Raw genomic sequence first — 13,109 nt, forward strand, 5'->3', positions numbered from 1 at the left:
AAAGAGCGCGGCTTCGGCTGAAACCGCGCTCCATTTCCATCTGTCGAACGCTAAAGCCGGCGAAGCGACCCTATTCGGCAGCCTCCGGCATCGCGTGCACCCCGTCGATACCAAGCATGTTGATCATTTCGCCATGGCTTGGGCACATGGCAAGCCGGCGACGGAAGGCCTCGATCAGCCATTGGCCGGCAGGGCCTGGGGGATTGGCGGCCTTGCGCATGGCGTAGATCGGATATTCGCCCTGCTCGTAGGCATCAAGCTTGAGGGCAACCAGATTGCCCTTCATGATGTCGTCTCCAACGACCGCAACCGGCAGGCCGCCCCAACCGAGACCACCCTTGATGAGCTGATGCTTGGTCGCTATATCGCTGACGCGCCATGTCCTATAAGACAGGACATTGAAATCCCTGCCGTTGGTCAGACCTGAAGCATCCGAAACCACAAGCTGGATCTCTTCGCGCACATCGGCGAGCATCAGCGGGCGGCCGATACTCGCCAGCGGATGATCGGGGGCCACCACGGGCACCATGAACGAGTAGCCGATCTTTTCGGCAATGAGCGAATCGTCCTGTCGCAGCAACGCGCCGCCGATCCCGATATCGGCCTTGTCGTTCATGACCATGTCCATGACCATGCCAAGCTCACCGACATTCAGGTTCAGCGCAACACCCGGGAATTTTTCGCGAAATTCGCGCAACACCATCATGACGGCATTGGCAGGCACCATGGTGCTGGTCGCCAGAGAAAGCTCGGCTTCCAGCCCCTGCTTCATGCTCTTCACGCGGGCGCGCATGACTTCGAGGTCAGCCATCAGCCGGCGGGCATCCTCCAGCATCGCCTTGCCGGCATCCGTCAGTTTCGGCTGGCGGGCGCCGGAACGCTCGAAGAGCGTCACTTCGAGCTGGGCTTCCAGATTGGCGATCGTATAGCTGATGACCGACTGTGCGCGATTCAGCACGCGCGATGCCGCCGAAAAGCTGCCGGTTTCGGCGACCATCAGGAAAACCTGCAATTGATCCAGTGTCGGGTTGGGAAGCATCTTCCATCCAATACATCGATAGTTTCGATCGACATTATCCCAGTTTTTTCGATATCACGCCAGCCTTATTTGTTCTCTCGAACACAGCGGTTTGCCGCTCCCAAGCGGCCGCTGAAACCCAATTCGAGAGGAAATTCAATCATGTCTTCCATTCTTCTTCTGACGTCCAGCCCACGGTCGGAATCTCTTTCCACTCAGATCGCTGCCGAACTGGCCGACAAACTCAAGAGCCAGAACCCGGGCAGCGTCATCGTTCGCCGCGACCTCGCCGCAAATCCGCTGCCGCATATCGATGACCTGTTCACCGCCGCCATCCGTAAGCCGCCGGAAGCCCGCACTGCCCAGGAAGCCGCCGCCGTCAGGACCTCCGACGAACTGGTCAGCGAACTCCTGGCATCCGACAGCATCGTCATCGGCACCGGCCTCATCAACTTCAATATCTATTCGTCGCTCAAGACCTGGATCGATAATGTGGCCCGCGCCGGCCTGACCTTCAAGTACACGGAGAGCGGCCCGGTTGGGCTGGCCACCGGCAAGAAGCTCTACATCGTGCTTGCTTCGGGCGGTGTTTACTCTGAAGGTCCGGCTGCTGGCATGAACCATGCCGTTCCCTACCTGAAGTCGGTTCTCGGTTTCCTCGGCATCACCGATATCGAAACCATCTATGTCGAAGGTCTGGCTTTCGGTGCGGAAGCAGCTGAAAAGGCGATCGGCGCTGCCAAGTCGCGCGTCGAAGAACTCGCGCTCGCTGCCTAATCGACAAATTCAAAAGTTCCACTCGAGGGGCCAGCGCAATGCCGGCCCTTTCATTTTGCCGCGAAGTCACCGACGAAGGAACGAACCGTCTCCAGGATTTCGTCGGAGAATTTTTCGTCATCGACAATGCGCGCAAGGCCGACTGCGCCGATCATAGATGGCGGCATGACGAACGCGCCCTCCGGCGCCAAGATCTTTCGCGCGGCGTGACCGCGGCTAGCTGACTTTGACCACTCCAGAGCGACCGACGACACGATTACGGCCGCTCTTCTTTGCCTCGTACAGGCGCCCATCCGCTGCCGAAAGCAGCGCCGTGAAGCTCTCACCATCTTCGTCGGCGGTTGCGACCCCTATGCTGACCGATATCGGCGCATCGTTGGGTGTTTTTACACTGGTCGCGATCGTCCACCGCAAGCGTTCGGCAAGCAGCAGCGCTTCCTCATGGTTTGTGCCGGGGCAGACGGCCACGAACTCTTCGCCGCCAAAGCGGAAGACACGATCGCTGGAGCGGAGCGTCGTTCCAAGCCTGGAGGCAATGGCCCTCAGAACCTCGTCACCTTGCAGATGGCCGAAGCCGTCATTGACGTCTTTGAAATGGTCGGCATCGATGATGAGAACCGTCGCATACTGACCCTGCCGAAGTGCTTCTTGCACCATCAACGGCGCCTCAAGCTCCATCCGGCTGCGATCATAGACGCCGGTCAGCATATCGCGGCCGGTTCGTTCCAGAAGATCATTGTAGCGCTCTCGGAATGTCAGATCACCAAAGAGATCGCCGATCGAGCGGGCCGAGGCAGCAACGCCGTCCCGGCGGACATGATATTCGTAGATCGCAAACATCAGAGAATAGAGGCAGACCGCCAGCATCTTCGCTTTCCAACCGGCCCAGAAGGCCGTCGTCGGCACGCCTACGAAATAATGGAGGCCACTGAAGAAGCAGATCTGGTCAAACGTCAGAAGTACGAGGCCTGCAATCATGAAGCGCAGCACCACCCGCCGACGCATGTAATCACCGAGCTTCTCATAGAGCAGGATGATACCGAGCGAGTCGAGGTATAGGATTGCCGTACCCCAGACCATCAGCCAGCCCATATCTTTCAGGAAGTTGACGTCTGCCGGATGACCAGGCGACAGTTCCAGCGGCTGATGAAGCTGCAGTACCCAGGCAATGCCGACGGTTAGAAGATTGCCGATAAAGAGACCGTAGATCGGCTGACGGACCGTCGCCGCATCCTCCTGCCGGTAGAGCATGAGGATCATCATCAGCTTGCCGGAAAAGAAGATCGAAGACCCCGGCGAGACATCCCCGAAAGGCAGGGAAACATAGAAGACCGCGGCAAGGTAAGTTTCCATGAAATGCATGACGCCGAGCGCCGTCAGGAAAACACCCAATCCAAGGCGCAGGCGAAAATGCAGGAGGCTGACCATCAGCACGAAGTAACCGACGGCTTGGACGATGAAGAGAGCGGCGTTGAAGAGCTCCATCACGGCCCTCCGACTACAGGACCGCGCCAAAGAGCCATAGCCGCCGCGGCGGGTCTTCTGGTCGATAGTCCGGAAAGCTCAAACACAAGCGGCACCCTGCAAACCCTGCAGGCGCCACCTTCGCTACAATCCTTTAAGATTAGGTGAGCAAGCCAGCGGTTTCCGTCACGGAAATGCTGTCATAGTTTTGAAAAACAATGGGAAACGCCAGGCCGACGGGGCTTGTCCGGCTAATCCTCAGACCTGCCGAAGCTTCTCGCCGTCGCTGAAAAGCGATGGACCATGCTGATCGATAATCTGCTGCGCCTTGCGCACGGTGCATTCGATTGCATCATCGGATGAAGAGAAGAGATCGGCGCGGATGAACTTGCGCACCAAAACGTCCTCGCCAACTTTCTTTTCAATGCGACCGGCCAAACGATACTGGCCGCCTTCCTTTTGCGGCTCCGCGTAGATGGTGCAATCGCCATAGAGCTGCGGCTCGCCGGAAGGACCCGCAGCCGCCTCGCTCGAGGATTTGCTGCCCCCGGTGAAGACAGAGAGAATATTTGAAAGGAACGAAGCCATGATCCGCCTTTAGCACGCAGTGCAGTTGACGCAAAGTCAAATGATCAGATTTGCGAGGATCTCGTTTTCGGTGATGTCCTCGAAGCCCATGCCGGCGCTTTCGAAATTCGCGACCAGCGTCGTGAAATTCTCTGGAGTCGTCGTCTCGATGCCGATCAGGATTGAACCGAAATTGCGCGCCGATTTCTTGAGATATTCGAAGCGGGCGATATCGTCATGCGGTCCAAGAAGATTGAGGAAATCGCGCAGAGCGCCAGGACGCTGGGCGAGGCGCAGGATGAAGTATTTCTTCAAGCCGGCGTGGCGCATGGCCCTTTCCTTGACGTCCGGCAGCCGCTCGAAATCGAAATTGCCGCCCGAGACGACTGCAACGATCGTCTTGCCCTTTATGGCCTCGCGATCCATCGCGGCGATTGCCGTCAGAGACAGAGCGCCGGCAGGCTCCAACACCACGCCTTCAACGTTCAACATCTCCTGGATGGTGACGCAGATGGCGTTCTCGGGCATCAGCCTGACCTGATCGACCGAAAAGTCTTTCAATGCTGCGAAATTCAGGTCGCCAATGCGGGCGACCGCTGCGCCATCGACGAAATTGTCGACCTTGGGAAGCGTGACCACCTGCCCTGCCTCAAGGCTGCGGTGCAGGCTCGGCGCGCCGGCTGGCTCGGCAAAGACGAAGCCGGATTGCAGCACAACGCCGTCGAGAAAGCCGGTGATACCGGCAGCAAGACCGCCGCCGCCGACTGGCAGCACGACCAAATCGGGTACGACGCCCTCGGGGAGTTGCTGCATGATTTCCGCGGCGACCGTCGCCTGACCCTCGATGATATCGGCATGGTCGAAGGGCGGCACCATGACGCCACCGATTGCCTCGACGCGATCGCGGGCAGCCTGATAGCACTGGTCGAAGAAATCGCCGATGAGTTCGATGGTGATAAAGCCGGCGCCGAACATGCGGGTCTTGTCGATCTTCTGCTGCGGTGTGGTGACCGGCATGAAAACGACGCCGGGAACGCCGAAATGGCGGCAGACGAAGGCAAAACCCTGCGCGTGATTGCCGGCGGAGGCGCAGACGAAAGTCTTGTCGCCCGCCCCTTCGGCGATCGCCTTGCGGAAGAAATTGAACGCGCCGCGGATCTTGTAGGATCTCACCGGCGAAAGATCCTCGCGCTTCAGCCAGATATCGGCTCCATAACGCGCGGACAGATGATCATTGAGCTGCAGCGGCGTCGCGGGGAAAAGGCTGCGCATCGCCTCTTCGGCGCCTTCGACATCGTGTTTCGTCACGGGCGTTCGTCCATTCTTCAAAAAAATCCAGCCGCCGCTATGACACAGCCAGCCAGCGGAAAGAAGCCCGTTTGCGCCTTTTGTCGTTCGCTCGATGAAAGGCTTCCTTAAGCGAGTCATCAGATTACGCCGGTGTGAACCGCTTTTAACTTGATGGCACATAGCATTCGCCAATATGAACGTCTAATGACACCCAAGATCGTAAAGCCGCTGGCGTGGCTTCTTCTCGCCTTCATCCTGTTCGTGACAGTTTCGCCGATCGAATTGCGGCCGAACACGATAGAGACACCCGATATCGATCGGGCCGCGGCTTACTTGGCCGCCGGACTTGCTTTTTCTTTGGCCTATCCGAAGCACTGGAAAACAGTCGCAGTGCTGCTGATCTTCGGCGCCCTGGCGATCGAATATCTGCAATATCTGTCGCCGACCCGGCATCCGCGCCTTCACGATGCGGGCGTCAAGGCCATGGGCGCCGCACTCGGCCTGCTCGCCGGCTGGGCTTTCAATAAATGGCGTGAGACAAAAACGGTAGCGAATGCCGCTGCGGGGTTTGTTCGACGCTAAAGCTAGACAGGGACGTCTGAGCCTACGCAGTTGCACGGCCAGCGGCACCGCGGCGTTTCTGCTCCAGCTCGATCCGATCGACGTCAAGTCTGCCTGACCGCAGCTTTTGCTGCTTGCCGACTCCATGCGCGGCAGCTGTCCACTTTCCGCTCCGGACTAGAGTCCGCGCTTCCAGTGCGGGCCTCTTTTTCGTTTGAACGGGGACTCCGTACCAGACCAAGGTCTGGTCGATGCTGTGTACCATTCCCATGGGTGAGACGACGAATTATGGTGCGCTGGCGGCTAATTTGGGCACGCGCGATGCCCGAGACGTAACCGAAGCAATTGCTTCAAACCCGATAGCCATTCTCGTGCCATGTCACCGCGTCATCAAGAAGGACGGCTCGACCTCCGGCTACCGCTGGGGCTTCAAGCGAAAGCGCGACCTGCTGGCGCGTGAGCATCGGCTCAGTCACCTCAAATCTGTTTAGTATCCGCGCAACTGCAAGGCCCAGAAGAAGAGCGGCACCGCTGCCACCGCTGTTCCCAAGAGTAGAAGCGCGCTCATCTTGAAAAGTCTGATGCGCCGCGTCCTTGCTCCATCCCAGTCGTAAACCATCGCCTTACTCCCACTAAGACAATACTTACTCAACCGCACAGTGCCTACATTTTTTGCACCGTTGAGGCCATAGACAAGCGCTGCCTATGGTTTATTCACATTATACAAGCATATTCGAACGGATTTATAAAGAGAGTGCAAGCGACGGGGATCGAACCGTATAGCCTAAGGCTGAGGGATCTTAAGTTAGCATGGTATAGAACCGGACGGATTAAGCGGGTCCCCGGTGTTTTCAATCGTCCCTGATGCGGGGGCATCTCCGCCTTGATGGAGTTATTACAGACGCGCGAGGCTCTACTTAAGTCAGCGCTCAGTAGATGTGGAATTCAGCCAAGGTTCCTGCGTTTTTCCAAGTCGCTGGCCGCTGAAACGAACTCGCCGGCACCCGCCTTGATGAGCCCCTCGCGAATATGCTGCGTATCGGATTCTTGGGTGTAGTGCAGCGTAGCAAGGAACGGCTTGATGCCGAAGTCGGGCGCAAGCGCTTTGACCTGCTTCAAATGTGCAGATGCGGCAATATCGTCGCCAAGCCAGCCATAGCAGGCCGCCACGAAAGCGTGCTGGACGTGGTCCATGGCGGAAAGATGCATGAATGCCTCGATCGCCTCGCCATATTGCCGGGCGGTGAAGTGGGCCTTTCCGAGGTGGCTCCAAAAACGTGCCGGATGATGCGGGTTGAGCCGCATGGCCTTGCGGATCCATTCGACTCCTTCTTCCGGCCGGCCGAGCCAGGTCAGCAACTCACCCTGCTGAACCACCACCAGGTCGTAATTGGGGTTGAGCGAGAGGGCGCGCTCCTGATGATAGCGTGCCGTCGTCAGTTGGTTGTTGTTGACATTGACCGCGGCGAGAATGCGATGCACGTCGGCGTCGTTGTCGTCGAGCGAAAGCGCCCGCTCCAGCTCGGAGTTGACTTGCGCCCAGACCGCATCCTTGTCACTGCACCAGTCGTTCACCCAGGCCTGCCCGAGGATGCAAGCCCGCCAGGCATGAGCATGCGCATAGCCTGGGTCGATCTCTATGGCCCTGCCGATCAGCGTCTGGGCTTGCTCATTGTCCGGGGCGCTGCTTCTATGGTGCAGCACCTTGGCCGCGAGCACACATTCGTAGGCGGCCATGTTTGCCGGCTTCGTGCGGGCGAGTTGGTCTCGCTGGGCCGCTTCGACGCGGCCGGGAAGCGTGGCGGCGATCGCGGCAGTCACCTCGTCCTGGATGGCGAAAATGTCGTCGAGTCTGCGGTCGTATTTGTCCGCCCAGACATGAGCATCGTTGACAGCATCGATCAACTGGACCGTGACGCGCACCCTGTCGCCGATTTTCCTTACGCTGCCTTCGACCAAGTACTGGGCGCCGAGCTTCTCTGCCACCTCGCGCACATTGACGGGTTGGTTCTTGTAGACGAAGCTGGAGTTGCGCGAGATGACGAAGAGCTCGTGGCGGCGCGACAGTTCGGTGAGGATATCCTCGGTCAGACCGTCGGCAAAGAACTCCTGTTCGGGATCACCGCTCATGTTATTAAAGGGAAGAACGACGATCGTGGGTTTGGAAGCGGTCCGCTTGCCGTCCGCGGCATCCGCCGCGGCCGCCAGGACGGTGTCGTCGACCCCGACCCGATAAAGGTGAACCGGACGGCTGATATTCTTCAGTGCCTTCTCGCCAAGGTCCTCGATGGCCACTTCAAGTCGGTCGGCGATTTGCGTCGCTACCGCGGCCGTGATGCAGATACCTCCGACATCGGCCATTTGTTCGACGCGCGCGGCTATGTTCACACCGTCGCCGAAAATGTCATCGTCGTCGAAAATGATATCGCCGACATTGATGCCGATCCGGAATTCGATCCGTCGATCCTGCGGCACGTCGGAATTGCGCCGTTTCATGCGCTGCTGGATTTCGACGGCGCATCTGACAGCGTCGGTCACACTCTGGAATTCGACCAGCATGCCGTCGCCCGTCGTCTTGATGATGCGGCCCTCATTTTTGGCGACGGCAGGGTCGATCAACTCTATGCGATGGGTTCTGAGGCGAGCGAGCGTGCCTGCTTCGTCCGCCTCCATCAGTCGGCTATAGCCTGCCATGTCGGCGGCCAGAACTGCTGCTAGTCTTTGTTTCATAGATTTGCCAGCAAAGGGTTCGCCGTGACCAGACCGGAATTGGCGGCCTCAAGCCATTTTACCGCAGGCCGTTGCGATCGCCTATCTAAATTAGCGTCCCCTGATGATATGAGCAGCCAGCGCTTCGGATGCCCCCCTGAGGAAATAGCGGGATTTCTGTTCGAAGGAGGATAAGCTACTTTTTGAACGATAATTCAATGTGGTGCGAGCGACGGGGATCGAACCCGTATAGCCTAAGGCCGAGGGATTTTAAGTCCCTTGCGTCTACCAGTTTCGCCACGCTCGCGCGCCGTCCAGATCAACGACTTAGGCGGATTCGTCAAGTTTTGTTTTGCGGGCGATCCCTGCATTGCTTCGAAATAAAACGGCGGCCTGGAGGACCGCCGTCTCAGAAAGCGATTTTTGGCTAAGCTTAAGCGAGCTTTGCAGCAATTTTGGCGACGTGTGCGCCCTGATACCTGGCCGCGTCGAGCTCGATTGCCGACGGCTGGCGAGAGCCGTCGCCGTTGGTGATGGTGGATGCGCCGTAGGGCGAGCCGCCCTTGACCTCTTCCGTGCCCATCTGGCCCTGGAATGCATAGGGAAGGCCGACATAAGCCATACCCTGATGAAGGAAGGTCGGAACGAAGCCGAGGATCGTCGATTCCTGGCCGCCGTGCTGCGTCGCGGAGGAAGTGAACATCGAGCCGACCTTGCCGACGAGCTTGCCGGTGAACCACAGGCCGCCCGTCTGGTCCCAGAAGTTGCGCATCTGCGATGCAACCGTGCCGAAACGCGTGCCGGCGCCGACGATGATCGCGTCGTAGTCGGGCAGTTCGTCGACGGTGGCGATCGGCGCTGCCTGATCGAGCTTGTAGTGGGAAGCCTTGGCGACTTCTTCGGAAACCAGTTCCGGAACGCGCTTAACGACGACATCAGCGCCGGCGGACCTTGCGCCTTCGGCTACGGCGTAAGCCATGGTTTCGATGTGACCGTAAGCCGAGTAGTAGAGGACGAGAATCTTCGCCATTGTTATCTCCATCAGGACTGGTTGAATTTCGTGACCACGACCGTTCTAGCAGGGCATCCGGTTCAACATAGTCCCGCGTCGAAGAACTCACTGTTCACCGTCTATAGACGAAATTTCACTTGCCGTTTTGCTTTCGATTGGACGGGTTTTCCGCTTTGCCGTTTGCAAAGCAGTCAAACGGCGCTACCTATCTGCGAGCTTCACACCACGGAATATCCCCATGAGCAATGAGACCGTCGTTACTGCCGCCATGCTAGCCATCGGCGACGAGCTTCTTTCCGGCCGCACCAAGGACAAGAATATCGGCCACCTCGCCGATATGCTGACCATTTCCGGCATTGACCTGAAGCAGGTGCGCATAGTCGCCGACGAAGAGGATGCAATCGTCGAGGCGCTGAATGCGCTTCGGGACAAATACGACTATGTCTTCACCTCTGGCGGCATTGGGCCTACGCATGACGACATCACTGCGGACGCGGTCTCAAAGGCATTCGGCGTGCCCTGCGAGCACGATCCGGCGGCGATGGCGCTGCTTGCAGAAATGTATAAGCGCCGCGAAATGGAATTCACAGAGGCCCGCCAGCGCATGGCCCGCATGCCGCGCGGTGCCGCACATATCGCCAATCCGGTCTCGACTGCACCCGGCTTTGTCATCGGCAATGTCTATGTGATGGCCGGTGTCCCACAGGTCTTCCAGGCGATGGTCGACAATGTGCTGCCGACGCTAAGGACCGGCACGCCCGTCGTCTCGCTCGCCATCGCCTGTCCCTACGGCGAAGGCGAGATCGGCACGCCGCTGGCGGCGATCCAGAAGGCGCATCCGGAAACCAGCATCGGGTCCTATCCGCGGTATGTTGGGCAGACATTTTCCACTGAAATCGTGGTGCGCGGTCGCTCGCAGGAGGTGGTCGAGGCCGCCGGTGCAGATGTTCGTGCCATGATCGAGGATATCAGACGCAGAAAGGACATTGCCTAGAACCATCAGGCAGTGAGCGGTCTTGATCCCGGTCAAGGAACCGCCGCGCTGCCCGACGCATTCATTCCTCGCCGGCCATCATTTCAGCCGCAAAGGAGAATTGATATGTCTTATAAAACCATTCTCGCCATTCTGGATACAGCAGATAATAGCGGCGCTGTCGCCGACTTCGCTTTTGCCCTTGCCGCGGAAAGCAGCGCCCATGTCATCGGCCTGCATGCCGAAACGATTGCCGCTGTGCCGCTGGTAGCACCGATGGAAATTCCCGATCCGGTCGCCGTCCAGGCGCTTCAGGATATGGCTCATTCCGAAACTGTCGAGGTCGAGCGGATCTTCCGCGCCCGTGGCAACGCTTCCGGCGCGTCCTTGGAATGGCGTGCCTTTGCCACATCGACGGGATACGGCTCGGCGCCGCTGATTGAAACCGCTCGCAGCGCCGATCTGCTGATCGCCTCGCAGGCCGACCCGGCAAGACCTTCCGACAGCCATGTGGATGTCGACGAGTTTCTGTTCGAAAGCGGCAGGCCCGTTCTGATGATCCCCTACATCATCCGCCAGCCGAAACCGATCAAGCGCGTGCTGATTGCCTGGAACGGCTCAAAGGAGGCCACACGTGCCACCTTCGATGCCCTGCCGATCCTTCGGACTGCCGAAGCAGTAGAGATTTTCTCCGTCGATCCGGTCGAGACGGCAAAACATTCGGCGACGGGCGCCGATATTGCCGCCACACTTGCCCGCCATGGCGTCAACGTGACACTCGCCACGGCCGAAAGCGGTGACAGGCACGCCTCTCATGTGATCGAAAACCGGCTTTCGGACAACAGCATCGATCTTCTGGTCATGGGCGCCTATACGCATTCCCGGCTCTGGCAGGCGATCTTCGGCGGCACGACAAAGACCTTGCTGCAGTCGATGACGGCACTCACATTGCTGTCGCGTTAAACGCTGCTCTTGCGTTTTGCCCCGAAATTCCGCTAATTGCGGCGACCGATGACATTGGCTTCGGCATCCATCGCGCAGTTCCGGCTGCGCGATTTGCGTTCTGCCTGTCGACGTTCATACGGTCGCCGGCAAACGGCGTGTGTTCTTTCATGCCGCGGAGCAGCCCGATGTCCCTTCCTGATAAAGCCTTCCCCGTTTCCTGGGATCAGTTTCACCGCGATGCGCGCGCACTCGCCTGGCGGCTCGCCGGCCTCAACCAGGAATTCAAGGCGATCGTCTGCATTACCCGCGGCGGCCTTGTTCCGGCGGCGATCATTTCGCGAGAACTGAATATCCGTTTGATCGAAACCGTCTGCATTGCCTCCTATCATGATTACACCAACCAGGGCGACATGGTGGTACTGAAGGGCATTGCGCCGGAACTCGCTGATAATGGCGGCGAAGGTGTGCTTGTCGTCGACGATCTGACGGATACCGGCAAGACTGCCGCCCAGGTTCGCGGCATGCTGCCGAAGGCGCATTTCGCCTGTGTCTACGCCAAGCCGAAGGGTGTACCAACAATCGATACTTTCATCACCGAAGTCAGCCAGGACACCTGGATCTATTTCCCATGGGATATGGGCTTCACCTACCAGGAACCTATTGCCAAGGGCGCACGCGGTTAAGTCACTCGAAGACACGCTGTACGGATAATCCTGCAGTCAGCCGGTAACGTTCGCTTTATTTTATCAGCATAGGTTCGGACAACTACCGGTCGCAAAAGACTGGGCAAGGGTTGAGCTGAATGCGGTTGGGGAAGCGCAATGGCATGCTGGGGCAAGTTTCGAACGGCAGCCGCCCTCGGGCTTATCGGATGTGTGTTTCCCCATGTGCCCGCTGGGGCGGAGCCGGCCTATGTCAGTGTCGTGCACGACTATGTGGAGACGCTCATCCGGCCGATGGTCGGGGCTCCTGTCGTTGTAAAGGCGATCGAGGAACAAAACGCAAAATTCCGCGATGTCAGCGAAATGGACATGCTCGTGCTCGACGAGACCTATCGGGCGGAGGTCGCACAGGGCGACTTGCAGATGGTCAAGGCACTGATGGCGAAACCCATCTCGCATTACCTCAAGTCGAAGCAGGACGATTCGCAGGGGACGATCCTCGAGTTTTTCGTCACCGACTGCCACGGGTTGAATGTCGGCCAGAGCATCGTCACCACTGACTATTGGCAGGGTGACGAGGATAAGTTTCTGAAAACCTTCGCCGTTGGTTCGCGGGATATCTATATCAGCCAGGCTGAGCGTAACGAGTCGACTCAGCGCCTCGAGACTCAGGCAAGCTTCGTGGTCACCGACGAAAGAGGCGAGCCGATCGGCACGGCGACCGTCACGATCGCCATTGACGCCCTCTAGAAGGCGCTGATTTCCTTGAACGAATCGGCATGCGCAATTCCATCGCAAAAGCCATCCTAACTTTTGACGCAGCCGATTTTTTTGACAGTCGGCCCTTCGCCTTGGCAGACCGTTCCCGCAAGTCCTTGTATTTTCTGGCTTACTCGGACTTTCCCCAGTCTTCACACGCGCATCCACAAGATGTTGTGGTTAGCATTCGGTTACATTCCACCCCTTGACGGAATCAGCTGATTCAAACTTAATGGCAAAGATGTTGCGGCGGCGACTGGACCGGAAGTAACGAGCCCGGTTCTCTTTAAGAAAATTGGACGCGGAATCAGGGTGTTGTGCCGTCAGGGGGCGGTCGCGCCGGATAGATCTTTTGCGCCTTTTTCCAGCCTC

12 protein-coding genes, 1 tRNA gene and 1 pseudogene are annotated in these 13,109 nt (G+C 58.4%); 7 read left to right on the plus strand and 7 right to left on the minus strand.

Features of this window, described 5'->3' with window-relative positions:
* Positions 1 to 70: 70 nt before the first annotated feature.
* The gene (locus FHX08_RS09125) at positions 71 to 1,039 is read right to left on the minus strand and encodes a LysR family transcriptional regulator (protein WP_132651278.1); all 969 of its coding nucleotides are present in this window, start codon (positions 1,037 to 1,039) and stop codon (positions 71 to 73) included.
* A gap of 141 nt (positions 1,040 to 1,180) precedes the next feature.
* Between FHX08_RS09125 and FHX08_RS09130 the strand changes: the two genes are divergently transcribed.
* The gene (locus FHX08_RS09130) at positions 1,181 to 1,795 is read left to right on the plus strand and encodes an FMN-dependent NADH-azoreductase (RefSeq protein ID WP_132651277.1); all 615 of its coding nucleotides are present in this window, start codon (positions 1,181 to 1,183) and stop codon (positions 1,793 to 1,795) included.
* 216 nt (positions 1,796 to 2,011) lie between these two features.
* Here the strand turns inward: FHX08_RS09130 and FHX08_RS09140 are convergent, their stop codons facing one another.
* The 3 genes from FHX08_RS09140 to ilvA all read right to left on the minus strand — a co-directional run bounded on the left by FHX08_RS09140 (position 2,012) and on the right by ilvA (position 5,134).
* Entirely contained in the window at positions 2,012 to 3,283 is a 1,272-nt protein-coding gene (locus tag FHX08_RS09140; RefSeq protein ID WP_132651276.1) for a diguanylate cyclase, read from the minus strand.
* 234 nt (positions 3,284 to 3,517) lie between these two features.
* Positions 3,518 to 3,847: an HlyU family transcriptional regulator gene (locus FHX08_RS09145; RefSeq protein ID WP_132651275.1), complete on the minus strand. Its 330-nt coding sequence runs from the start codon at positions 3,845 to 3,847 to the stop codon at positions 3,518 to 3,520.
* A 36-nt stretch (positions 3,848 to 3,883) separates the two neighbouring features.
* Complete coding sequence (gene ilvA, locus FHX08_RS09150; protein ID WP_132651274.1) at positions 3,884 to 5,134, minus strand: threonine ammonia-lyase; 1,251 nt, start codon at positions 5,132 to 5,134, stop codon at positions 3,884 to 3,886.
* 186 nt (positions 5,135 to 5,320) lie between these two features.
* Here ilvA and FHX08_RS09155 point away from each other — a divergent pair, with 186 nt between their 5' ends.
* Together FHX08_RS09155 and FHX08_RS09160 are read left to right on the plus strand one after the other, a co-directional pair.
* Positions 5,321 to 5,698 (plus strand): VanZ family protein, encoded by a 378-nt coding sequence (locus FHX08_RS09155; protein WP_132651273.1) that lies wholly within the window; start codon positions 5,321 to 5,323, stop codon positions 5,696 to 5,698.
* Positions 5,699 to 5,913: 215 nt separating this feature from the next.
* Positions 5,914 to 6,168, plus strand: a pseudogene (locus FHX08_RS09160) (methylated-DNA--[protein]-cysteine S-methyltransferase); the annotation flags it as partial.
* A 454-nt stretch (positions 6,169 to 6,622) separates the two neighbouring features.
* Here the strand turns inward: FHX08_RS09160 and FHX08_RS09165 are convergent.
* From FHX08_RS09165 to wrbA, 3 genes are all read right to left on the minus strand, one after another.
* Positions 6,623 to 8,407 carry an adenylate/guanylate cyclase domain-containing protein gene (locus FHX08_RS09165; protein WP_132651272.1) on the minus strand — a complete coding sequence of 595 codons (1,785 nt, stop codon included), beginning with the start codon at positions 8,405 to 8,407 and terminating at the stop codon, positions 6,623 to 6,625.
* A gap of 200 nt (positions 8,408 to 8,607) precedes the next feature.
* A tRNA-Leu gene (locus FHX08_RS09170) sits at positions 8,608 to 8,693 on the minus strand.
* A gap of 126 nt (positions 8,694 to 8,819) precedes the next feature.
* Positions 8,820 to 9,416: an NAD(P)H:quinone oxidoreductase type IV gene (gene wrbA, locus FHX08_RS09175; protein ID WP_132651271.1), complete on the minus strand. Its 597-nt coding sequence runs from the start codon at positions 9,414 to 9,416 to the stop codon at positions 8,820 to 8,822.
* 220 nt (positions 9,417 to 9,636) lie between these two features.
* Between wrbA and FHX08_RS09180 the strand changes: the two genes are divergently transcribed.
* From FHX08_RS09180 to FHX08_RS09195, 4 genes are all read left to right on the plus strand, one after another.
* The gene (locus FHX08_RS09180; protein WP_132651270.1) at positions 9,637 to 10,392 is read left to right on the plus strand and encodes a competence/damage-inducible protein A; all 756 of its coding nucleotides are present in this window, start codon (positions 9,637 to 9,639) and stop codon (positions 10,390 to 10,392) included.
* 105 nt (positions 10,393 to 10,497) lie between these two features.
* A complete protein-coding gene (locus FHX08_RS09185) occupies positions 10,498 to 11,334 on the plus strand; it encodes a universal stress protein (RefSeq protein WP_132651269.1) in 837 nt (278 codons plus the stop codon).
* 167 nt (positions 11,335 to 11,501) lie between these two features.
* Entirely contained in the window at positions 11,502 to 11,999 is a 498-nt protein-coding gene (gene gpt, locus FHX08_RS09190) for a xanthine phosphoribosyltransferase (RefSeq protein ID WP_132651268.1), read from the plus strand.
* A gap of 138 nt (positions 12,000 to 12,137) precedes the next feature.
* Positions 12,138 to 12,728, plus strand: coding sequence for a hypothetical protein (locus tag FHX08_RS09195; RefSeq protein ID WP_132651267.1), 591 nt, complete (start codon positions 12,138 to 12,140; stop codon positions 12,726 to 12,728).
* Positions 12,729 to 13,109 lie beyond the last annotated feature (381 nt).

The organism is Rhizobium sp. BK529, assembly GCF_014194105.1.
In the GTDB taxonomy this organism is placed as follows: Bacteria; Pseudomonadota; Alphaproteobacteria; order Rhizobiales; family Rhizobiaceae; genus Rhizobium.